General features: G+C 73.7%; 18 protein-coding genes, 1 tRNA gene and 1 pseudogene. 9 read left to right on the top strand and 11 right to left on the bottom strand.

The window, feature by feature from the left end:
* Positions 1 to 1,662: a phosphoenolpyruvate--protein phosphotransferase gene (gene ptsP / locus K304_RS0124475; RefSeq protein WP_037791573.1), complete on the top strand. Its 1,662-nt coding sequence runs from the start codon at positions 1 to 3 to the stop codon at positions 1,660 to 1,662.
* Positions 1,663 to 1,718: 56 nt separating this feature from the next.
* Here ptsP and K304_RS34245 read toward each other — a convergent pair whose 3' ends face one another.
* On the bottom strand, positions 1,719 to 2,201 hold the full coding sequence (locus K304_RS34245; protein WP_051308820.1) for a hypothetical protein: 483 nt from the start codon (positions 2,199 to 2,201) through the stop codon (positions 1,719 to 1,721).
* 51 nt (positions 2,202 to 2,252) lie between these two features.
* A pseudogene (locus K304_RS34240) lies at positions 2,253 to 2,657 on the bottom strand (DUF4259 domain-containing protein); the annotation flags it as partial.
* A 132-nt stretch (positions 2,658 to 2,789) separates the two neighbouring features.
* Here K304_RS34240 and K304_RS33525 point away from each other — a divergent pair.
* Positions 2,790 to 3,755, top strand: coding sequence for a serine hydrolase domain-containing protein (locus K304_RS33525; protein WP_051308780.1), 966 nt, complete (start codon positions 2,790 to 2,792; stop codon positions 3,753 to 3,755).
* A gap of 170 nt (positions 3,756 to 3,925) precedes the next feature.
* Here K304_RS33525 and K304_RS0124455 read toward each other — a convergent pair.
* From K304_RS0124455 to galU, 6 genes are all read right to left on the bottom strand, one after another.
* Positions 3,926 to 3,999, bottom strand: a tRNA-Ala gene (locus tag K304_RS0124455).
* Positions 4,000 to 4,093: 94 nt separating this feature from the next.
* Positions 4,094 to 5,326, bottom strand: a complete 1,233-nt coding sequence (gene sepX, locus K304_RS0124450; RefSeq protein ID WP_027765860.1) for a divisome protein SepX/GlpR — start codon at positions 5,324 to 5,326, stop codon at positions 4,094 to 4,096.
* Between the two features lie 175 nt (positions 5,327 to 5,501).
* Positions 5,502 to 6,128: a GNAT family N-acetyltransferase gene (locus K304_RS0124445; RefSeq protein WP_027765859.1), complete on the bottom strand. Its 627-nt coding sequence runs from the start codon at positions 6,126 to 6,128 to the stop codon at positions 5,502 to 5,504.
* Positions 6,125 to 7,216: a bifunctional molybdenum cofactor biosynthesis protein MoaC/MoaB gene (gene moaCB / locus K304_RS0124440; RefSeq protein ID WP_027765858.1), complete on the bottom strand. Its 1,092-nt coding sequence runs from the start codon at positions 7,214 to 7,216 to the stop codon at positions 6,125 to 6,127. The genes K304_RS0124445 and moaCB overlap by 4 nt, the downstream gene beginning before the upstream one ends.
* Before the next feature lie 106 nt (positions 7,217 to 7,322).
* A complete protein-coding gene (gene glp, locus K304_RS0124435; protein WP_027765857.1) occupies positions 7,323 to 8,627 on the bottom strand; it encodes a molybdotransferase-like divisome protein Glp in 1,305 nt (434 codons plus the stop codon).
* Positions 8,628 to 8,747: 120 nt separating this feature from the next.
* Positions 8,748 to 9,656 carry a UTP--glucose-1-phosphate uridylyltransferase GalU gene (galU, locus tag K304_RS0124430; protein ID WP_027765856.1) on the bottom strand — a complete coding sequence of 303 codons (909 nt, stop codon included), beginning with the start codon at positions 9,654 to 9,656 and terminating at the stop codon, positions 8,748 to 8,750.
* Positions 9,657 to 9,703: 47 nt separating this feature from the next.
* Here galU and K304_RS0124425 point away from each other — a divergent pair, with 47 nt between their 5' ends.
* Positions 9,704 to 10,300 carry a 5-formyltetrahydrofolate cyclo-ligase gene (locus tag K304_RS0124425; protein ID WP_027765855.1) on the top strand — a complete coding sequence of 199 codons (597 nt, stop codon included), beginning with the start codon at positions 9,704 to 9,706 and terminating at the stop codon, positions 10,298 to 10,300.
* An 81-nt stretch (positions 10,301 to 10,381) separates the two neighbouring features.
* On the opposite strand, the gene K304_RS0124420 is transcribed toward K304_RS0124425, so the two are convergent.
* Positions 10,382 to 13,129 carry a penicillin acylase family protein gene (locus K304_RS0124420; RefSeq protein WP_027765854.1) on the bottom strand — a complete coding sequence of 916 codons (2,748 nt, stop codon included), beginning with the start codon at positions 13,127 to 13,129 and terminating at the stop codon, positions 10,382 to 10,384.
* A 346-nt stretch (positions 13,130 to 13,475) separates the two neighbouring features.
* Between K304_RS0124420 and K304_RS0124415 the strand changes: the two genes are divergently transcribed.
* From K304_RS0124415 to mscL, 5 genes are all read left to right on the top strand, one after another.
* Positions 13,476 to 15,026, top strand: coding sequence for a potassium/proton antiporter (locus tag K304_RS0124415; RefSeq protein WP_027765853.1), 1,551 nt, complete (start codon positions 13,476 to 13,478; stop codon positions 15,024 to 15,026).
* Between the two features lie 204 nt (positions 15,027 to 15,230).
* Positions 15,231 to 15,566: an FmdB family zinc ribbon protein gene (locus K304_RS31070; protein WP_037791569.1), complete on the top strand. Its 336-nt coding sequence runs from the start codon at positions 15,231 to 15,233 to the stop codon at positions 15,564 to 15,566.
* Between the two features lie 33 nt (positions 15,567 to 15,599).
* Positions 15,600 to 16,430 (top strand): S-methyl-5'-thioadenosine phosphorylase, encoded by an 831-nt coding sequence (locus K304_RS0124405; protein WP_037791567.1) that lies wholly within the window; start codon positions 15,600 to 15,602, stop codon positions 16,428 to 16,430.
* 231 nt (positions 16,431 to 16,661) lie between these two features.
* The gene (locus tag K304_RS0124400; RefSeq protein WP_027765851.1) at positions 16,662 to 17,345 is read left to right on the top strand and encodes an RcpC/CpaB family pilus assembly protein; all 684 of its coding nucleotides are present in this window, start codon (positions 16,662 to 16,664) and stop codon (positions 17,343 to 17,345) included.
* Between the two features lie 93 nt (positions 17,346 to 17,438).
* Complete coding sequence (gene mscL, locus K304_RS31065; RefSeq protein WP_051308778.1) at positions 17,439 to 17,966, top strand: large conductance mechanosensitive channel protein MscL; 528 nt, start codon at positions 17,439 to 17,441, stop codon at positions 17,964 to 17,966.
* 82 nt (positions 17,967 to 18,048) lie between these two features.
* On the opposite strand, the gene K304_RS0124390 is transcribed toward mscL, so the two are convergent.
* Positions 18,049 to 18,240, bottom strand: coding sequence for a hypothetical protein (locus tag K304_RS0124390; RefSeq protein ID WP_027765850.1), 192 nt, complete (start codon positions 18,238 to 18,240; stop codon positions 18,049 to 18,051).
* Positions 18,241 to 18,336: 96 nt separating this feature from the next.
* On the opposite strand from K304_RS0124390, the gene K304_RS0124385 reads away from it, so the two are divergent.
* Positions 18,337 to 19,401 carry a P1 family peptidase gene (locus K304_RS0124385; protein WP_051308777.1) on the top strand — a complete coding sequence of 355 codons (1,065 nt, stop codon included), beginning with the start codon at positions 18,337 to 18,339 and terminating at the stop codon, positions 19,399 to 19,401.
* Between the two features lie 113 nt (positions 19,402 to 19,514).
* Here K304_RS0124385 and K304_RS0124380 read toward each other — a convergent pair whose 3' ends face one another.
* Positions 19,515 to 20,531, bottom strand: a complete 1,017-nt coding sequence (locus K304_RS0124380; RefSeq protein WP_027765848.1) for a sigma-70 family RNA polymerase sigma factor — start codon at positions 20,529 to 20,531, stop codon at positions 19,515 to 19,517.
* Positions 20,532 to 20,616 lie beyond the last annotated feature (85 nt).

Below are 20,616 nucleotides of genomic sequence, written 5' to 3'. Positions count from 1 at the left end.
GTGGGCGCCGTGTCGAGGGGAATCGGCGTGGGCGGCGGCACGGCCGCAGGGCCGGTGGCCAGGATGGCGCCTCCCCCCGGGATTCCCGCGCCGCGCACCGTCCCGCCGGGCGAGGTCGCGGCCGAGGCGGACGCCGTACGCCAGGCGCTGGCACAGGTGACCGCCGACCTGGAACGACGTGCCTCCGCGACTTCCGGCGAAGCCGCCGAAGTGCTCACCGCACAGGCCATGATGGCCGGCGACCCGTCACTCGCCGACCGGGCGGCGGACCTCGTCCGCGACGGCTCGGACGGGCCGCACGCCCTGACCGCCGCGTTCGGCGCGTTCCGTGCGGCGCTGGAGGCGGCGGGCGGTGTCTTCGCCGAACGCGTCGCGGACCTGGACGACCTGCGGGACCGGGCCGTCGCACGCTTCCTGGGGCTCCCCATGCCCGGCCTGCCCGAGCCCGGCCACCCGTACGTGCTGGTGGCCGACGACCTCGCCCCGGCGGACACGGCGCTGCTCGACCCCTCGACGGTCCTGGCCCTGCTCACCGTGCGCGGCGGCCCCACCAGCCACACCGCGATCCTGGCCCGCATCCTCGGCATCCCCGCCGTGGTCGGCTGCGCCGGGGCGGCCGAACTGGCCGACGGCCGCACGGTGCTGGTGGACGGCACCGCGGGCACCGTAGAGACCGACCCGTCCCCGGAGGCCGTCGCCGCGGCCGCCGACCGTGACGACCGCGCGCGCCGCGCGGCGGAGGCGGTCGCCGGCCCCGGTCGTACCGCGGACGGACACCCGGTCGCGCTGCTGGTCAACCTCGGCGGCCTCGCCGAACTCCCCGCGGCGGCGGCCGCCGACAGCGAGGGCGTCGGACTCTTCCGCACCGAGTTCCTCTACCTGGACCGCGACCGCGCGCCCGGTCTGGAGGAGCAGACGGCCGCCTACCGCGAGGTGTTCGCCGCCTTCGCCGGGCGCCGCGTCGTCGTCCGCACCCTCGACGCGGGCGCCGACAAGCCACTGCCGTTCGCCACCGCTGCGGACGAGCCCAACCCGGCCCTCGGCGTGCGCGGCCTCCGTACGGCCGCCCGCGACCCGCAGCTGCTGGAGACGCAGCTCGCCGCGATCTCGGCGGCCGCCGAGGACTCCGGCGCACGGGTGTGGGTGATGGCGCCCATGGTGTCCCTGCCGAGCGAGGCCGCCGACTTCACCACCCGCGTCCGCGCCCACGGCCTGCCCGTGGCCGGCGCCATGGTGGAGGTCCCCTCGGCCGCGCTGCGCGCCCGGAACCTCGCCGGACCCTGCGACTTCCTCAGCATCGGCACCAACGACCTGGCCCAGTACGCCCTCGCCGCCGACCGCACCCTCGGCAGCCTCGCCGAACTCCTCGACCCGTGGCAGCCGGCCGTACTCGACCTGGTTGCCATGACCGCCGAGGCGGGCGCCGCGCGGGACCTCCCCGTCGGCGTCTGCGGCGAGGCCGCGGCCGACCCGGCGCTGGCCCTGGTCCTCGTGGGCCTCGGCGTCACCAGCCTCTCCGCCGCGCCCGGCTGCCTCCCCGCCGTGCGCGCCGCCCTCGCCGCCCACTCGCTGGACCGCTGCCGTCACCTCGCCCACCTGGCCCGCACCGCCCCCGACGCCTCCTCGGCCCGCACGGCGGTCCTGACCGCCCTGGCCGACTGACGCCCGCACGGCGGAACCCCGGCCCGCCCCCACCGTTCACGCCGGCGGGTGCGGGCTCAGCGGCAGAGCTTCCTCAGGGTGCCGTCGAAGTCGGGAAACTCCCGCGAAGCCGATTCGGCCACGCGGACGGCCGACCTACGGCTGTCCCCCGCGAACCGTTCCGCGACCGCAGCCAGTTGCCGGTTGGGGCGCGGAGCCCTGCCGCCGCGGTCGTACGAGGTGGCTGCTTCCGCGGGACCGAGCCCGTCGGCGAGGAGCCACAGAAGGTCGGGCAGGTTGCGCGCCACGACGCCGGTCTCTCCCTCGGAACCGAGGAAGACGACCGGTTGGTCGCCCAGGCTTCGGTGGGGGCGGACGAGCCAGAACGCGGCGTAACCCCCGGTGCCGTCCTGGCCGAACACGCGGAAGTCGTCTCCGCGCAGATCGGGATTCCCGGTCCACGCGCGAAACCAGTCGGTCGTCTCCTCGGCGGGCAGGAACGCGGTGAAGGGTTCGAAGTCGACGCCCTCACCCTCGTCGTAGTCGAAGGGGACCGCCATCGCGGCCGCGAGGGCCGGAGGGAACCGGCGATCGTCGGGACGGCTGCGTGCGCCCGGCGGTTGCGGCAGGAGCGTGGTCCGCAGCCGGTCGACCGTCGCGCGCCAGGATGCGCCTCCCGATGCGGTCCAGAGGTCCATCAGCTCGGAGGGCTCGGTCACGACCCGGTCGAGGGCGCGGCGGGCCAGTTCGCGCAGAGCGGTGACATCGGGCAGGGGCGCTTCCGGCGCATAGGCCGACTCGGCAGGTGCCCCCTCGGGGCACTGGGCCGCGACGAGGGCCGCCGCGGCCACGGCGGCCTCGGACTCCGGTGCTTCGAGGTAGCCCCCGGTGTCCACCACACGCTGGAGCGCGTCCCGGATGACGCTCTCCCGTTCGCTCGTTGCCGCCTCGTCGACGTCGCCGCAGAAATCCGCTGCGGTGTCGTTGTCGAAGGGGCCGACGTCCCAAGTGCCCATGGATCTCTCCTGCTTCGTGGTCCGACGGGCATCCTGACAGGAGCCACCGACAACGCGTGCCGGTCGGACCGGGCGTCGGCCCGGCCGTCCGGGGGGTGTGGGGCGGCGCGACGGGCGACTACCGTTGCCCGGGTGCAGGACATCGACGGCCTGAACGGGTCCCTCCTGGTGAAGCGTGGCTCGGCCACGGCCCTGCAGGTGTCGAACGGCGCCGCCGACACGGAGGCGGGGACGGCCTGCACGCCGGACACGCGGTTCCAGATCGCGTCGGTGAGCAAGCAGTTCACGGCGGCCGCGGCCATGCTCCTCGTCGAAGAGGGGGCCTTGGCGCTGGGGGCGCCGATCGCCGAGTGGCTGCCCGGCTGCCCGCGCCGTTGGCGGGAACTGACCCTGCACCAGCTCCTGACCCACACCTCGGGCCTGGGGCACTGGTGGGAGCTGACCGGCTTCGACGTCACCAGGCCCGGGACCGCCGAGGAGTTCCTCGGCCTCTTCGCGGAGGTACCGCTGCGCAGCGCGCCCGGTACCGCGTGGCACTACAGCTCGCCGGGCTACCTCCTGGTGGCGCAGCTCATCGAACAGGTCAGCGGCCGCCGCTATGCGGACTTCCTCGACGAGCGCATCCTGCTCCCGCTCGGCATGGAGGCCACGTGCGCCGGCGCGCCCCCGCCGGGAGGTGCCGCACACGGCTACCAACGCGGCCGACGGATCGACGTGGAAGCGTTCGCGGCCATGCCCGGGGCCGGGGACATATGGTCGACCGTGGGCGATCTGGCGCGGTACACGTCCGCGTTCAACGCCGGCCGCGTCGTCTCGCCCTCCTCGCGCGAGGCGATGACCGCCGCCGGGGTTCCGGCCGCGGGCGACGCGGGCGCCGACGGTCCCGTGGTCATCGACCGCTACGGGTACGGCTACTGCCTCGGCACCCTGGCCGGCCGTCCGGCGCGCTTCCACCCCGGCGACAATCCCGGATACCACTCACTCCTGGCGTGGCTCCCCGAGCTCGACGCCACCCTCGTGATCCTGTGCAACGACGAGGACGCGAGCGTCGACGACGTCCTGTGGCAGATCCTCCCCGCGCTGACGCCCGGCCCGTAGGACGCGGTCCGCCCTCGGCTCCCCGCCGAGGGCACCGGTGCCGTCGAAGCCGCGACGTTCCGGCGGGACCGCGGCTGCCTCACCCTCCTGGGGCCACCAGGAGCGCCCCGCCCATGAGAAATCCCGCCCGATCTGCTGATCGGACGGGATCTTCGTGTCGTGGTGCTGGGTGGACCTGAGGGGATTTGAACCCCTGACCCCCTCGTTGCGAACGAGATGCGCTACCGGACTGCGCTACAGGCCCTTGCGACGGGTGAAACCTTAGCATCACCGCCGGGCCGGGTGGAAATCCGAGGCCGGAACCGGTGGGGCGGGGGTGGGGCGAGGTCGCGGGCGGGTCACTCGTTGGCCGCGCGGGGGCGGTCCTTGTCGGCCATCTGGTCGAACAGCGGTGTCCGGTCCCGCCGGGCACGGGACGACGGCGGCCGTGCGGCGGCCTGGTCGGCGTCCGCTGCCGCGCCCGAAGTGGCACCCGAACCCGAACCGGCGGACGAAGCCGTGGTGGAGCGGGCGGAACTCCAGGCGTCCGGGGTGTCGAGGTCCACGCCGCGGGCGGTGCGGGGGGCGACGGGGGCGTTGACGTAGGTGGGCAGGGGCACGGGGACCGGCTCCCAGCCCTCACCCTCGGGCTGCTCGCGCACGCGGCCCCGCTCCTGGTCGACCCACTCGGCGTGGTCGGTCTGCTCCACCAGGGCGCGCCGGTCCGCCGCCGGCGAGCGTTCCGAGGCGGGCGCCTGGGAGGTCGACCGGTGAGCCTCGGACACCGGAGCCGGGTGGGCGGGGTGGGTGGGCTCCGTGTGCACGCGGGTGGGCTCGGGCTCCGCGGGCGGCACCTCGTGGGTGCCGGTGCGCCCGCGCCGCTCGCGCAGGTGCGCGGCGGCCTGCTCGGCGCGGCGTCGGTCCATGGTGACGTGGAAGCGGCGCCGTTCCGTGGTGCGCAGGTGGGCGATGTAGGCGCTGAGGAGCGCGGCGGGGGCGGCGGGGGCCCAGAGGAACGCGACGCCGCCGACCGCGGCGACGACCGCGCCGACGGAGAAGCAGAGGAAGAGGAGCATGGTGGTGCGCCGGCGGCGGGCGAGGACCTGGGCGCGCTTGCTGCGCTCGGCGGCCTTGCGGCCGGCCGGGGTCCGGCCGCCGGCGGGCCGGCGGCCCTCGGCAGGACGGCGCTCGGGCGCGGGGGCACGGCGAGCCTCGCGACCGGCGGCCTTCCGGTCGGCCGGGCTGCGCCCCGGGGAGCGGCTGTCCGCGGCGTCGGGGGGTTCGTGGACCATGGTCCTGGGTTCGGCGAAGGCCCGGAAGTCGACCGCTTCGCCGGTCGCGTCCTCCGGGTCGTTCCCGTCCGCGTCGTCATCGTCGGAGGCCACCTCGGCGACGTCCGCCTCGCGCCGCTCCGCCTCCTTCGCGTAACGGCGTTCCATCGCCGCCTTTCCGGACAGCAGCCGGATGGCGGTGCTGAAGCGTTCCGTCGGACGCGCCTCGTTCAACTCGTCCTGCCGGCGGAGCCACATGGGCACCAGGTAGGCGGCCCAGGCCCCGACGATGACTGCGTAGATGAGGCCACTGCTGCTCACCCTCACACGGTAGAGGGGATCGCGGGCGGGCATCTGCAGAATCGCGCGGTGTGTCGCACGATCTTGCTGATCTCACGATCCTTTTACGTGATTTCACCCATCCCGACCGGCCCATGTGCCGGACCGATGGAGAATTCACGCCTCTTTCGCGCCGCCCGTAATTCGAAAACGCATTCTATTTGTGCGGCGTGGGAGGGACGTGGCGGCCGTGCCAGCGCGTGAGCAGGCCTTCCGGCACTTCCTCCACTGTGAGCGCATACACCAGATGGTCCCGCCAAGCACCGTCGATGTGCAGATAGCGGGGGCGCATGCCTTCCTCGCGGAAACCCAGTTTCTCCACCACGCGGCGGCTGGGCGCGTTCTCCGGCCGGATGCACACTTCCATGCGATGCAGCCCGACGGTGCGGAAACAGTGATCCGTCGCGAGGGCGACCGCGGTCGGCGTGACACCGCGCCCCGCGACCGCCTTGTCCACCCAGTAGCCGATGTGGCCCGAGCACATCGACCCCCAGGTGATGCCGGCGACGGTGAGCTGCCCGGCGAGCCGGCCCCCGTACTCGACGACGAACGGCAGCATCCGCCCGGCCTGCGCCTCGGCGCGCAGGTGCCGGACCATCTGGCGGTAAGTCGGACGGCGCGGCGGCTCGTGGCCGGGCGGAGCCGGCGGGATGGTGGCCTCCCAGGGGCGGAGCCAGTCGCGGTTGCGCTGGTTGATCTCCCGCCACGCCCGCTGGTCGCGCAGCCTTATGGGGCGGAGGACGGTCGGTCCGTCCGCCAGTTCTACCGGCCAGGGCGCGTTCAGCGGGGGTCGTCCCCTCTCGGGTGGTCGCCGCCGTGGATCTGGTCGACCGCGTGCACCAGCAGCCGTTCCAGTACGGCGAGACCGTCGCGTACGCCGCCCGAGGATCCGGGCAGGTTCACGATCAGTGTGCTCCCCGCGACGCCCGCCACGCCACGCGACAGGGCGGCGGTCGGGACCTTGGCGCGGCCCGCGTCGCGAATGGCCTCGGTGATGCCGGGGACCTCGTGGTCGAGGAGGGCGCGGGTGACCTCGGGTGTGCGGTCGGTCGGCGAGACGCCGGTGCCACCGGTCGTCAGCACCACGTCGTAGCGCGCGGCGACCGCCTCGCGGAGCGCCTCCGCGACGGGCTCGCCGTCGGGGACGACGCGCGGGCCGTCGACGGCGAAGCCCATCGCCCGCAGGCCCCCGGCCAGCAACGGGCCACCCTTGTCGGCGTAGACCCCGGCGGCGGCACGGTTGGACGCGGTGACCGCCAGGGCCCGGTACCGCGGGCCCTGGTCGGCGTGGCCCTGGTCGCCGTCGCCCGCGCCGGTCGCCTCCGCGCCCGTGGGCCCCGCGCCCGTCGGCCCCTCGGCGGCGACCTGCTCGCCGGCGGCTGCGGGCGCGTCGCGGTGCCAGTCGCCGGACTTGCCCCCTGTCTTCTCCTCCACCCGCACGTCGGTGACGACCGCGCCCTTGTCGACGGCCTTCACCATGTCGACCACGGTGAGCGCGGCGACCGACACGGCCGTCAGCGCCTCCATCTCCACACCCGTGCGGTCGGTCGTCTTCACCGTCGCGGTGATCTCCACCGCGTCGTCCGCCACGTTCAGGTCGACCTTGACGCCGGAGACGGCCAGCGGGTGGCAGAGCGGGATCAGGTCGGGGGTGCGTTTGGCGCCGGCGATGCCGGCGATGCGTGCGGTGGCCAGCGCGTCGCCCTTGGGGACGCCCTCGCCCCGCAGGAGTTCCACGACCCGCGGCGAGACCAGCACCCGTCCGGAGGCGCGTGCCGTACGGGCGGTGACGTCCTTGCCGGAGACGTCGACCATGCGTGCGGCGCCCGCGTCGTCGACGTGGGTGAGGTGGTGCTGCTCCGGGCTGGTCATCGTTCTCCGTCCGGTCCCGTCCGGTCGTGTGCGGCTGACACGGTACTCCTGCCCGCGCCGCCCGGAGACCGGAGCCCGCCCTCGGGCGGCGGACCGGGTACCCCGCTCAGTCGAGGAGCAGCACGTCGACCAAGTCGCCGGGGGCGACCTGTTCGGCGTCCTCGGGCACGACGAGCAGCGCGTCCGCCTGCGCGAGCGCCGCGATCAGGTGCGAGCCGGCGCCGCCGACCGCCCGCACGGTGCCGACGCCGTCCCCGCTCGCCGGCGGCTCGTACGCGCCGCGCAGGAACTGCCGCTTGCCGGCCGGGGAACGCAACGGCTCCTCACCCGCCAGACGCGCGCGGACGGGCGTGCGCGAGGCGGGCTCCAGCCCCATCAGCGTGCGCACCACCGGGCGGACGAACAACTCGAAGGAGACGTACGAGCTGACCGGGTTGCCGGGCAGGGCGAGCAGGGGCGTGCGGTCGGCGCCGATCAGGCCGAAGCCCTGCGGCTTGCCGGGCTGCATGGCCAGACGGCGGAACGAGACGCTGCCGTCCGGCCCCTCGATGCCGCCGAGCGCCTCCTTCACCACGTCGTACGCGCCGACGCTGACGCCGCCGCTGGTGACCAGCACGTCGGCGCGGATCAACTGGTCCTCGACGGTGGACCGCAGGACGTCGGCGTCGTCGGTCACCGCGCCGACCCGGTACGCCTCGGCACCGGCCGCGCGGGCGGCCGCGGCCAGCACGTAGCTGTTGGAGTCGTGGATCTGGCCGGGCCCCAGCTCCCGGCCGGGCGCCACGAGTTCGCTGCCGGTGGACAGCACCACGACCCGCGGCCGCGGCCGTACGGTCACCGACGCCCGGCCGATGGCGGCGAGCAGCCCGATCTGCGGCGGGCCGAGCACGGTCCCCGCCTTCAGCGCGACGGTCCCGGCCTGCACGTCGCTGCCGCGCGGCCGCACGTACTGGCCGGGCGTGACGGAGCGGTGCACCCGCACCTCGCCGCTCGCCGCGGCCGGGTCGGCGCTGTGCGCGGTCATGCTGTCGGCGGGACCGCCGCCGGTGCCGCCGTCGGTCCACTCGACCGGGACGACGGCCTCGGCGCCCGGCGGGAGTGCGGCGCCGGTCATGATGCGCGCGGCCTGGCCGGGCCCGACGCTGAGCGGCTCGTGGCTGCCGGCGGCGATGTCGCCGAGCACGGTGAGCACGGCCGGGTACTGCTCGGTGCAGCCCTCGACGTCCACGGGACGCACCGCGTACCCGTCCATCGAGCTGTTGTCGAAGGGCGGGAGGGACGCGGGGACGACGACGTCGTCGAGCAGCACGCAGCCCTGCGCGTCCAGCAGGTTCAGCTCGATCGGCTCCAGTGGACGGATGCCGCTCAGCACGTCCACCAGGTGCTCGTCGACGGACCAGATCTCACTCACCGCGTCTCACCGTGCCTCACCGCGACTCCTCGTGCGTCCTCATGCGGCCTCATGCGGCCGCCCTCGCTCCCGCCGTCCCGCCGGTCCCGGTCCAGGCCCGGCGGGTGACGGGGCCGCCGTTCAGCCGCCCATCTCCTCGGCGACGTAACCGCGCAGCCAGGCGCGGAAGTCCGGCCCCAGGTCCTCGCGCTCGCAGGCGAGGCGGACGATGGCCCGCAGGTAGTCGGCGCGGTCGCCGGTGTCGTAGCGGCGACCGCGGAAGACGACGCCGTGCACCGGGCCGCCGAGGGCCGGCTCGTCGGCGAGGGTCTGCAGGGCGTCGGTGATCTGGATCTCGCCGCCGCGCCCCGGCTCGGTCTTGCGCAGCACCTCGAAGACGGCCGGGTCCAGCACGTAGCGTCCGATGATGGCGAGGTTGCTGGGCGCGTCCGCGGCGGACGGCTTCTCGACCAGGCCGGAGACGCGGACGACGTCGTCCTCGTCGGTGGCGGTGGCGGCGGCGCAGCCGTAGAGGTGGATGCTCTCCGGCTCGACCTCCATCAGCGCCACCACGCTGCCGCCGTGCTGCTCCTGCACGGCCATCATCCGGGCGAGCAGCGGGTCTCGCGGGTCGATCAGGTCGTCGCCGAGCAGCACGGCGAACGGCTGGTCGCCGACGTGCGGGGCGGCGCAGAGGATGGCGTGGCCCAGGCCCTTGGGATCGCCCTGGCGCACGTAGTGCATCGTGGCCAGGTCGCTGGACTCCTGCACGCGGGTGAGCTTGGTGGCGTCGCCCTTGTCGCGCAGGACCTCCTCCAGCTCGTAGTTGCGGTCGAAGTGGTCCTCGAGGGGCCGCTTATTGCGGCCGGTGACCATGAGCACGTCGGAGAGACCGGCGGTGACGGCCTCCTCGACCACGTACTGGATCGCGGGCTTGTCGACGACCGGGAGCATCTCCTTCGGCGTCGCCTTGGTGGCGGGCAGGAACCGGGTGCCGAGGCCGGCGGCGGGGATGACAGCCTTGCTGATCCTGGGTCGTGAGCTACTCATGGCAGCACGATAACGGGTGACGATGACGGGAAGACGAGGTTCGCGCGGTGAGCGGTGTCGCGGAGGGCAAACGGGCGGTGCGGCGTGCCGTACTGGACGCGCGGGCCGCACTGGCGGCGGACGACGTGCGGGAGGCGCCGCACGCGCTGGCACGGCATGCGCTGGAACTCCCGGAGCTGTCCGACGCCCGTACGGTCGCGGCGTACGTGTCGGTCGGTCGGGAGCCCGGCACCCGTCCGCTGCTGGACGCGCTGCGCGTGCGCGGGGTGCGGGTGCTGCTGCCGGTGCTGCTGCCGGACGACGACCTGGACTGGGCGGCGTACGAAGGCGCGGACGGGCTGGCGCGCGCCGGTCGCGGACTGCTGGAGCCCGCCGGTCCCCGCCTGGGGCGCGAGGCGGTGACCGAGGCGGACGCGGTGCTGCTGCCGGGGCTCGCCGTGGACGCCGCGGGCATGCGGCTGGGACGCGGGGGCGGCAGCTACGACCGGGTGCTGACCCGGCTGGCCGCGGCAGGCGCACGGCCCCCGCTGGTGGTGCTGCTGTACGACGGGGAGGTGCGCGACCGGGTACCGGCGGAGCCGCACGACCGGCCGGTGCTGGCGGCGGTGACGCCGACCGCGGTGCACCGGTTCGGAGGGGCCTGAGGGCCGGAGCGGCTGAGGGCCGGAGGGTCCGCCGAAGCGCGGAGCACACCGCCGGGGCGTGTCCAGCGTCCCGGCCGGGGGTCAGGGCATGAGGACCATCTTGTCCTCGGTGCCCTTCTCCACCGCCCGGTCGCCGTACGCCCAGGGAAGCTGCTCGCCCTCCGCCCACAGGTCGGTCTGGTCGACGTAGTGCGGGTGGTAGGTGTGGCCGGAGGCGCCGGTGAGATTGATCCAGCTCGACTCGTCGAAGTCGTCCAGGTTGACGACCATGCGCATGGACGGGACCCAACTCACGTCGTAGCCTCCGGCCGCGTTCCAGCCCGTGGCGTTGACGGTCGCCTCGCCGCCGCCGAGGTCCCACGGGCCCCGGTTGAGCAGCCACTGGAGGTAGCCCGGGCCCTCGGTGCCGATCGTCTGGTTCTTGAGCATCAGCCGGTGCAGGCGGCCCCAGCTCCAGGTGTCGATGTCCTTGCCGAGCTCGGAGGTGAGCTCCCAGCGGGCGTCCTCGAGCGCCTCGGCGAGGAGTTCGTCGCGGCCGGTGGCACCCGGGTTGCGGTCGGTGCCGCGGGTCTTCCACCACGCGCTGTCCGGCTGGTCCAGCAGGCCGCGCACGACCTCGGTCCAGCGGCCGCCGCCGTCCGGCTGCGCCGAGTCGGCGTCGCGCTGTCCGCACTCGCGCACGAGTGCGCTGTCGCCGTCCAGGTCCTCCAGCGGCGCGGACTCGTCGGCCGGCGGCACCCACAGGCAGTCGTCCTCGACGCGCACCTCCTTGGACAGCTTGTCGCCGAAGGCGAGCATCAGGACGTTGCGCCAGACGGCGTTGAAGTACGCCGCCGCGGCCGAGTCGGAGTCCTGCGTGTAGTCCCAGCCGCGCAGCAGTTCCTGCGCCTCGCGCACGTACGCGTCCTCGACGTCGATCTTCAGCAGGTAGGGGACGAGGAGCTTGGCGATCTCGCTGCTGTTGTCCGTCTGCATCTCCTGCATGTCCTGCATGGAGACCTTGCCGCCGTCCTCGATCTTGGAGCGGATGAGGTCGTCGATGCGCTGGCTGCGCACGCCGTACGACCAGTCCTGGGTCAGCGTGTACGGGTAGTCGCGCTGGTCCACGACGGCCTGGTTGGCGGTGACGATGTAGCCGCGGTCCGGGTTGTACTCCCACGGCAGCGCGGACTGCGGCACGTAGTCGGTCCAGCGGTAGTCGGGGTCCCAGCCGGGGGCGGGGTAGCGGCCGGAGTGGCCGTCGGCGCGTATCGGGATGCGGCCGGGGGCCTGGTAGCCGATGTTGCCCTCGGTGTCGGCGTAGATCAGGTTCTGGGCCGGGACGGTCAGGAGCCGGGCGGCGGACCGGAATTCCTCGAAGTTCGTCGCCTTGTTCAGCGCGAAGACGGCGTCCATGCTGCGCGAGGGCTTGAGCGCCGTCCAGCGCAGGGACACGGCGTAGCCGTCGCCGCGGTCCGGGGCGGACGCCTCGACGGGGGTCTCCTCGCCGACGGTGGTCGCCTCGGTGTTGAAGTCGGAGACGATCGGGCCGTTGTTCGTCTCGCGGACGGTGATCTCTCGTGCCTCGCCGCCCGCCACCTTGATGACCTCGCGCCGGGTGGTGAAGGGGACCTGCTTCCCGTCGTACAGGTACTTCCCGTCCTCGATCTTCTGGAGGTAGAGGTCGGTGACGTCGGCGCCGAGGTTGGTCAGGCCCCAGGCGATGGACTGGTTGTGGCCGATGACGACGCCCGGCATGCCGGAGAAGGTGAAGCCGGAGACGTCGAACGGGCACTTCTTCGTGACGCTGCGGCAGTGCAGGCCCATCTGGGTCCAGACGGAGGGCAGCTGCGGGGCGAGGTGGGGGTCGTTGGCGAGCAGGGGCTTGCCGGTGGTGGTGTGCTCGCCGGAGACGACCCAGGAGTTGGAACCGATGCCGCTGCCGCTCGGGCCGAGCAGCGAGGGGGCCTTCTCCAGCGCCTCGGCGACGGAGGTGAGCGCGCCGCGACCGCCCTGGACGGCCTGCTGCGTGCCCGCGGCACCCGGGTTCGCGGCGGTGCCCGGGTTCGCGGCGGTGCCGGGGTCGGTGCCCGGGGCGGGGGCGCCCTCGGGCAGGAACTCGCCGGTGGCCTCCCCGACCGTGCCGCCCTCGACGATGGGGCGGTTGCGGTCGTACGGGTAGGTCGGGTAGAGGTCCTCGATCTCCTCGCGGGACAGCCGGGTGGTCATCAGCGCCCGGTCGATCTCGTCCTCCATGTTGGCCCGGAGGTCCCACGCCATGGCCTTGAGCCAGGCCACCGAGTCGACCGGGTCCCACGGCTCGGGCTCGTAGCCGTTGTCCAGGTTCAGCGCGGCGTGCTCGACGGAGAGTTCGGAGCCCTTGTTGTCCGCGAGGTAGGCGTTGACCCCGTCGGCGTAGGCCTTGAGGTAGGCCCTGGTGTCGGGGTCCAGCTTCTCGAACTCGCGCTCGGCGACCTCGCGCCAGCCCAGCGTGCGCAGGAAGGCGTCGGTACGCACCTGGCTCTCGCCGAACAGCTCCGACAGCCGGCCGGAGGTGGTGTGGCGGCGGACGTCCATCTCCCAGAACCGGTCCTGGGCGTGTACGAAGCCCTGCGCCATGAACAGGTCGTGCGCGCTGTCGGCGTAGACCTGCGGAACGCCGTGCTCGCCGCGCTTGACGGTGACCCGGTCGGAGAGGCCGTCGATCTTCAGCGAACCCGTCGTCTGCGGGAAGGAGTTGCGGACGGTGCCGACGCTCCAGTAGGTGCCGTAACCGATGCCTGCCACGAGCAGCAGCACGACTGCGATCACGATCAGGCGGGCGCGTCGTGGGGGCTTCTTGGCGGGCATCGCTGTCCTTCGAGCGCAGGGGTGATCCTTCGACTGCTGGAGCAACCATAGGCCGAGCCGGTGACGGCTCCGAAAGGGAGTCAGCACAGAGGGCAAGTCTGGGCGCGTGCGGGGGCGCTGGCGCCGAGAATGGGAGAGGACCCCGGCTCCGAGCCCCCGGCACCGGGCTCCGGCGCGGGACGTCGCGCGTCGCGCCACCACTGCCGGTGCCGGTGCCACCGGGCGCACGGTGTCCGCGGGCCGCGCGGACCTGGAAGAGGGTGTCGTGCGGTTCGGGGCCCGACCGGCGGAAGGCGGTCCGGGGCACCGGCCCCGGGCAGCCGGCCGACGGTCAAGCGATGGTAAATTGTTAGCTACTCAAACGAACGAGTGGGAGGAGCGGCCCCTGACTGTCGAGCAGCTCAACCAGATCATGCTGATCAGCGCCGCCGTCCTGCTCCTCGCCATGGCCGCGGTGCGGCTGTCGGCACGCACGGGCCTGCCCAGCCTGCTGGTCTACCTCGGGATCGGCATCCTCATGGGCCAGGACGTGCTCGGCCTCGAATTCGAGGACGCCGAACTCACCCGGACCCTCGGCTACGCCGCTCTCGTCGTGATCCTTGCCGAGGGCGGACTGGGCACCAAGTGGCGCGACATCCGGCGCTCGGTCCCCGCGGCCGCCACGCTGGCCACGGTCGGCGTCGCGGTCAGCGTCGGGGTGGTCGCCGTCTCCGCGCACTACCTCATCGGGCTGGAGTGGCGGCTCGCCCTCATCATCGGCGCCGTGGTGTCCTCCACCGACGCCGCGGCCGTCTTCTCCGTACTGCGCAGGGTGCCGCTGCCGCAGCGGATCACCGGCACACTGGAGGCCGAGTCGGGCTTCAACGACGCACCGGTGGTCATCCTCGTCGTCGCCCTCTCCGCTCTCGAACACGAGCCACAGAGCTGGTACGTGCTGATCGCGACGATCGTCATGGAGCTGGCGATCGGCACGGTCACCGGCATCCTGGTGGGCCGCCTCGGCGCGTTCGGGCTGCGTCGCGTGGCGCTGCCGGCGTCCGGCCTCTACCCGATCGCGGTCATGGCGCTCTGCGTCCTCTCCTACGCGGGCGGCGCCACGCTGCACGGCAGCGGCTTCCTCTCCGTCTACATCACCGCGCTGGTGCTGGGGAACGCCAGCCTCCCGCACCGCCCGGCCGTGCGCGGCTTCGCCGACGGTGTCGCGTGGCTGGCGCAGATCAGCCTGTTCGTGCTGCTCGGGCTGCTGGTCACGCCGCACGACCTGGGCGACGACGTGCTGCCGGCGATCGCCGTCGGACTGGCGCTGACCCTCGTCGCCCGGCCCCTGTCGGTGGTGGTCGGCCTGTTGCCGTTCCGGTGGTCCTGGAAGGACCAGGCGCTGCTCTCCTGGGCCGGGCTGCGCGGCGCGGTGCCCATCGTGCTGGCCACCATCCCGATGGTCGCCGGAGTGCCCAGCAGCGAGCGGATCTTCAACATCGTCTTCGTGCTGGTCGTGATCTTCACCCTGGTCCAGGGCCCGACACTGCCCTGGGTCGCGCGGAGACTCCGGCTGGAGGAGGCCCGCGGGCCCGCGGACATCGACCTCGAGTCGGCGCCGCTGGAGCGGCTGCGCGGCCACATGCTGTCGATGAGCGTGGGCGAGACGTCGCGGATGCACGGCGTGGAGGTCACGGAGCTGCGGCTGCCTCCCGGCGCGGCGGTGACCCTGGTGGTGCGGGCCGGCACGAGCTTCGTGCCGCTGCCGTCCACGGTGCTGCGGCACGGCGACGACCTGCTGGTCGTCACCACGGACGCGGTGCGGGACGCGGCGGAGCGACGGCTGCTCGCGGTGAGCCGGGGCGGCAAGCTGGCGGGCTGGCTCGGCACGGGCGGCAGCACGGCGGCCGGGGACCGCTGACCGGCGGACGCAGGACCGGGCGCCCCGGGGGGCACCGCGGCCCGTGACCGTGGCCCGCGGCCCGTGGCCCGACGCCCCTGCGACGTCCGTGCGCGGCCGTTCTGTGATCCATGTCCGGTGCGCGCGCGGTGGACTACGGGACGGAAATACTGCACGATGGAGCGTCGTTAGCACTCCACAGGGAAGAGTGCCAGGAGGAAAGACGTGCCGACGTATCAGTACCAGTGCACCGAGTGCGGCGATGGCCTCGAGGTGGTGCAGAAGTTCACCGATGATTCGCTGACCGAGTGCCCGGGCTGCAAGGGACGCCTGAAGAAGGTGTTCTCGGCGGTCGGCATCGTGTTCAAGGGCTCGGGCTTCTACCGGAACGACAGCCGCGGCTCCTCGTCGGGCAGCACGGCCTCGTCCTCGTCCTCGTCCTCGAACGGTTCCTCGGACACGTCGTCCGGTTCCGCGGACTCCTCCGCCAAGAGCGGCTCGAAGGACAAGGGCTCCGGCAAGAGCTCTGCGAAGTCCCCTGCTCCTTCCTCCGCGGCCTGACCGGGAGCGCGGCGGAACCGTAGGGTGAGCCGCATGACCGCACAAGCAGAGATCGGCGTCATCGGCGGGTCCGGGTTCTACTCCTTCCTCGACGACGTGACCGAGGTCACCGTCGACACGCCCTACGGCCCGCCGAGCGACTCGTTGTTCCTCGGGGAGATCAGCGGCCGCAGCGTCGCCTTCCTGCCCCGCCACGGCCGCAAGCACCACCTGCCGCCGCACCGCATCAACTACCGCGCGAACCTCTGGGCGCTGCGGTCCGCGGGCGTGCGCCAGGTACTGGCCCCGTGCGCGGTGGGCGGCCTCCGCCCGGAGTACGGGCCCGGAACGCTGCTGGTCCCGGATCAGCTCGTCGACCGCACGAAGAACCGCGTGCAGTCGTTCTTCGACGGCGAACCGCTGCCCGACGGCTCGCAGCCGAACGTGGTGCACTGCGGATTCGCCGACCCCTACTGCGAGCACGGCCGTCAGGCCGCGCTGTCCGCCGCGCGCGGACGCGCCTGGGAGCCCGTCGACGGAGGCACGCTCTGCGTCGTCGAGGGGCCGCGCTTCTCCACCCGCGCCGAGTCCCGTTGGCACGCCTCCCAGGGCTGGTCGGTGGTCGGCATGACCGGTCACCCGGAAGCCGTCCTGGCCCGTGAACTCGGGCTCTGCTACGCCTCGATGACCCTGGTGACGGACCTGGACGCGGGTGCCGAGACCGGCGAGGGCGTCTCCCACGAGGAGGTGCTGCGCGTCTTCGGCGAGAACGTGGGGCGGCTGCGCGAGGTGCTGTTCGACGCCGTCGGGCTGCTGCCGGCCGAGCAGGACTGCGTGTGCGGGCGCTCCCTGGACGGGATGGACCCGGGGATCAAGCTGCCCTGAGGCGACCGAGGCGCATCCGCCTCCGGACTGTGTGCGGCGGGGCTCGTGCGGCGGGTGAGGCACTGCATCGCTCCTGTGGGGGACGGAGTCGTCCACAGGTCCCGCGTCGTCCACAGCCTCCGGCGAGACGCGCCGTGATCGTGCACCGTGAGAGCCGTACGAAGCACCGGGCTTCGTACGGCTCTCACGGCTTTCACGCCTCTCACGGCCGACCACGTCAGGTGGTGACGCATGTCCTCATCCTGTGCCTCGCTCCCCGCCCACTCCGCCGGGACGTACCCGTCGATTGCGCCACCGGGCTGCTCCGACTCCGCGGTGCCCCCACGCGGCGGCGTCGCGGACTTCCCGCCGGTCCTCGCCGGCCGGGGACGCAGACGGCGTGGCCCGGCGCTGCGGCGTGCGCTGCGCCCTCCGCGCCGCCTCCTGGCAGCCGGGCTGGCGGTGGCCGCCGCCTGCGCCTCACTGACAGCGGCGCGTACGGAGCCGTCCCCGCCCGGGACGGGTGCCGGGGTCCCGGCGGGCGCGGCCGTGGAGCGGCGCGACGCCCCGGGCGCCCCGGCGCCGCAGCCCGGGCCGGCCGGCCGTACGGTCGCGGCGCCCGTGCGCATCGCCGACGCGGCCGCCGTGGAGCTGCTGCGGCCCGGTGACCGGGTCGACGTGATCGCGACCGGGGCCGTACGCGCCCGAGGTCTCGCGGACGGAGCGACCGAGGTCTCCGGCGCCCGGATCGTGACCCGGCGCGCGCTGGTCAAGGCGGTGCCTCCCCGCCCGGCGACAGACCCGTCCGACGCCGGCCCGCCCGTCGGCGGCTCGCCGGAGCGCGGCGGCCTGGTCGTGCTGGAGGTGTCCCGGGACACGGCGACCGACCTCGCCGGGACCGCCGCCGTTTCACCCCTGGCGGTGACATTGTGCTGACCAGGGGTGACCGCGGCTGGACAGCGCCACCGCCGCTCAGGCACCGTGTCGGGCGTTCCCTGTCGGTGAGCGTGGGCGAGGAGAGGCAGTCAGTTGAGCGAGAAGCAAGGCGTCGTGGGCGGGTTCAAGACCTTCCTGATGCGGGGCAACGTGGTCGAGCTGGCCGTCGCCGTCGTCATCGGCGCGGCCTTCACCAAGGTCGTCGACTCGGTGGTGAAGGGCTTCATCAACCCGGTCGTGGGCGCGCTCGGCTCCAAGGACCTGAGCGAGTACCGGATCTGCCTGCAGGGCGACTGCCAGGTGGACCCGGCGACCGGCGACGTGCTCTCCGGGATCCCGATCAGCTGGGGCGGAGTGGTCAGTGCCGCGCTGACCTTCCTGATCACGGCCGCGGTCGTGTACTTCCTGATGGTCCTGCCGATGAACCGGTACAAGGAACGGCAGGCGGCCCAGGCCCCCGCCCCGGCCCCGGCGGGCCCGACCGAGGTGGACGTGCTGAAGGAGATCCGGGACCTGCTGGTGGCCCAGCGGGACGGTTCGGCCGACGACGCGGCGGGCAAGGTCGCCGCGCAGCGCAACGCCGACGCCGCGGGCGACGGGGTGGCGACCGACAGGAAGTAGCGGCCGGCCCGGGAGGAGACCGCGCGCAGGCCGGCCCGGGAGACGCGGCTGCTGCTCCCCCGCCGGCGGTCCGCGGGGCCGGTCAGAGGTGGTGGGGCGGCTTCTCGTCCAGGAATCGGGCCAGGTCCGCGGCTCCGCCGCCGGAGGCGGGGCGGTCGCCCCAGCCCACGTCGCCGTCGTCCTGGGAGGTCCGGCCCAGCGGGTCGTCGAAGACCAGCGCCGTCGGGGGCTGGGGGGCGTCCGGCCCGTCCGGCCGTGCTGCGCTGTCCGTCATGCCACCAGGGTACGGGGGCGCTCCGCAGGCTCCCGCCACTCCGGGCGCGGGCCGGGGCACGGCCACCGGCCCCCGGTGCTGGTATCCAGGTCGGTCATGGACTCCCTGACGGATGTGAACGGCCTGCGCGTGGGCCACGCCCGGCGGACCGGAGGTGGTCGGCTGACCGGCACGACCGTGGTGCTGGCGCCCGAGGGCGGGGCGGTCGCGGCGGTGGATGTGCGGGGCGGCGGCCCGGGCACCCGCGAGACGGACGCCCTGGACCCGCGGAACCTCGTGCAGCGGGTCGAGGCGGTCGTGCTGACCGGTGGCAGCGCCTTCGGGCTCGACGCCGCGTCCGGGGTGATGTCCTGGCTGGAGGCACACGACCGCGGATTCCGGATCGGTCCCGAGCCGGGCCAGGTGGTTCCGGTGGTGCCGGCGGCCTGTCTCTTCGACCTGGGCCGCGGCGGCGACTGGCGGGCCCGGCCGGACGCGGAGCTGGGGCGGGAGGCGGTCGAGGCGGCGGCCGCGAGCCGGACGGGACGGCCGGACGGAGGCGGATCCGCCGAGCCGGAGGTCCCGGAGCAGGGGAACGTCGGCGCCGGGACGGGCGCGGTCGCCGGAGGGATGAAGGGCGGCACCGGCACCGCGAGCATGCTGCTTCCGTCAGGTGTGACCGTCGGCGCGCTGGTCGTGGTGAACGCCGTCGGCTCCCTGACGGACGCTTCGTCCGGGGTGCTCTACGGCGAGCTGTGGACGGGCTCCGCCGCCGTTCCGCCGCCGGAGCTGCATGCGCAGGCGCTGCGGCGTATGGAGACGGCGCGCGAGGAGTCCGAACGGCGTTGGGCCGGCTCGGTGCGGCCGCCGCTGAACACCACCCTCGTGGTTGTGGGTACGGACGCCCGCCTGACGCGGGCTCAGTCGCAGAAGCTGGCGGGCACGGCGCACGACGGCCTGGCGCGGGCGATCCGTCCGGTGCACCTGCTGCACGACGGGGACACCGTGTTCACCCTGGCGACCGGCGAACACGAGGTGGAGGAGGCCCGGTTGAACGAGGTGCTGTCCGCGGGGGCGGACGTCGTGACGCGGGCAGTGGTGCGGGCCGCGCTGGCAGCCGAGACGGTGGACGGTCCGGGCGGGTTGTTCCCCTCCTACACGGACCTGTACGGCCAGAGCTGAACCACGGGCTCCGTTGCCCGGCGGACCGGCAGCATGCGCGGTTGCGCGCCGGATGCGACGCCCTCGCGTGCTCCGGGCACCCGGCGGGGCGCCCGGCCTCCGCGACGGCGTCGTTACGCGGCCGCGTCGAAGCCCGTGTCGTGGGCGAGCTTCTTCAGTTCCAGCAGGGCGTGCTTCTCGATCTGCCGGATGCGCTCCCGGGTCAGTCCGTGCTGCTTGCCGACCTCGGTCAGGGTGCGCTCGCGTCCGTCGACCATCCCGTACCGGGCCTTGATGATGGAGGCGGTGCGGTGGTCGAGCCGGCCGATGAGGCCGTCCAGTTCCTCGCGGCGCAGCAGGGTGAGGACCGAGTCCTCCGGCGAGTGCGCGGAGGTGTCCTCCAGCAGGTCGCCGAACTGGGTCTCGCCGTCGTCGTCCACGGACATGTTGAGGCTGACCGGATCGCGGGCCCAGTCCAGCACGTCGGCGACCCGCTCCGGGGTGGACCCGAGTTCGCCGGCCACCTCCGCGGGCTCCGCCTCACGGCCGTGCTCCTTGTTGAACTCGCGCTGCACGCGCCGGATGCGCCCCAGCTCCTCCACCAGGTGCACGGGCAGCCGGATGGTGCGGGACTGGTCGGCGATGGACCGGGTGATGGCCTGTCGGATCCACCACGTCGCGTACGTGGAGAACTTGAAGCCCTTCTGGTAGTCGAACTTCTCGACGGCGCGCACCAGGCCGGCGTTGCCCTCCTGGATCAGGTCGAGCAGGGGCAGGCCGCTGCGCGGGTACCGCCGGGCGACGGCCACCACCAGACGCAGGTTGGAGCGGATGAAGACGTCCTTGGCGCGCTCGCCCTGGGCGACGAGCACCTCCAGTTCGGCCCGGTCCGCGGTCGCGCTCGGCGCGTCCTGGGACACCGGCTCCTCGAACCCGTCGAGTATCCGGCCGGCATAGACGCCCGCCTCGATGTCGAGGGAGAGCTGGACTTCCTTCTCCGCGTCCAGCAGCGGGGTGCGGGCGATCTCATCCAGGTACATGCCGACCAGGTCGCGGTCCGCCACCTCGCCGCCTCCGGCGCGGACCCTGGCGGTCGTGTCGGTGGCGTCGGTGGTGGCGGCGGAACGACGGGCGACGGCACGGGTTGCCATGCGTGCTCCCTAGCGTGTTCGACTGCGAATCAGTGGGCGGACCGGGCCCTGGGCGAGTTCCCGCATCCGAGGGAAACAACGACGG

This window comes from Streptomyces sp. CNS606, assembly GCF_000426325.1.
The sequence above is the reverse complement of the archived record's forward strand: the minus strand, read 5'-3'. Positions and strand labels throughout refer to the sequence as shown.

What these genes read in the sequence shown, in the direction of transcription:
- K304_RS34245 (WP_051308820.1), bottom strand. Translation starts at nt 2,201, where the DNA reads ATGGCGGTCCCCTTCGACTACGACGAGGGTGAGGGCGTCGACTTCGAA.
- moaCB (WP_027765858.1), bottom strand. Translation starts at nt 7,216, where the DNA reads ATGACCAGCCCGGAGCAGCACCACCTCACCCACGTCGACGACGCGGGC.
- K304_RS0124380 (WP_027765848.1), bottom strand. Translation starts at nt 20,531, where the DNA reads ATGGCAACCCGTGCCGTCGCCCGTCGTTCCGCCGCCACCACCGACGCC.
- galU (WP_027765856.1), bottom strand. Translation starts at nt 9,656, where the DNA reads ATGAGTAGCTCACGACCCAGGATCAGCAAGGCTGTCATCCCCGCCGCC.
- K304_RS0124400 (WP_027765851.1), top strand. Translation starts at nt 16,662, where the DNA reads ATGTCCTCATCCTGTGCCTCGCTCCCCGCCCACTCCGCCGGGACGTAC.
- K304_RS0124385 (WP_051308777.1), top strand. Translation starts at nt 18,337, where the DNA reads ATGGACTCCCTGACGGATGTGAACGGCCTGCGCGTGGGCCACGCCCGG.
- K304_RS0124390 (WP_027765850.1), bottom strand. Translation starts at nt 18,240, where the DNA reads ATGACGGACAGCGCAGCACGGCCGGACGGGCCGGACGCCCCCCAGCCC.
- K304_RS0124405 (WP_037791567.1), top strand. Translation starts at nt 15,600, where the DNA reads ATGACCGCACAAGCAGAGATCGGCGTCATCGGCGGGTCCGGGTTCTAC.
- K304_RS0124420 (WP_027765854.1), bottom strand. Translation starts at nt 13,129, where the DNA reads ATGCCCGCCAAGAAGCCCCCACGACGCGCCCGCCTGATCGTGATCGCA.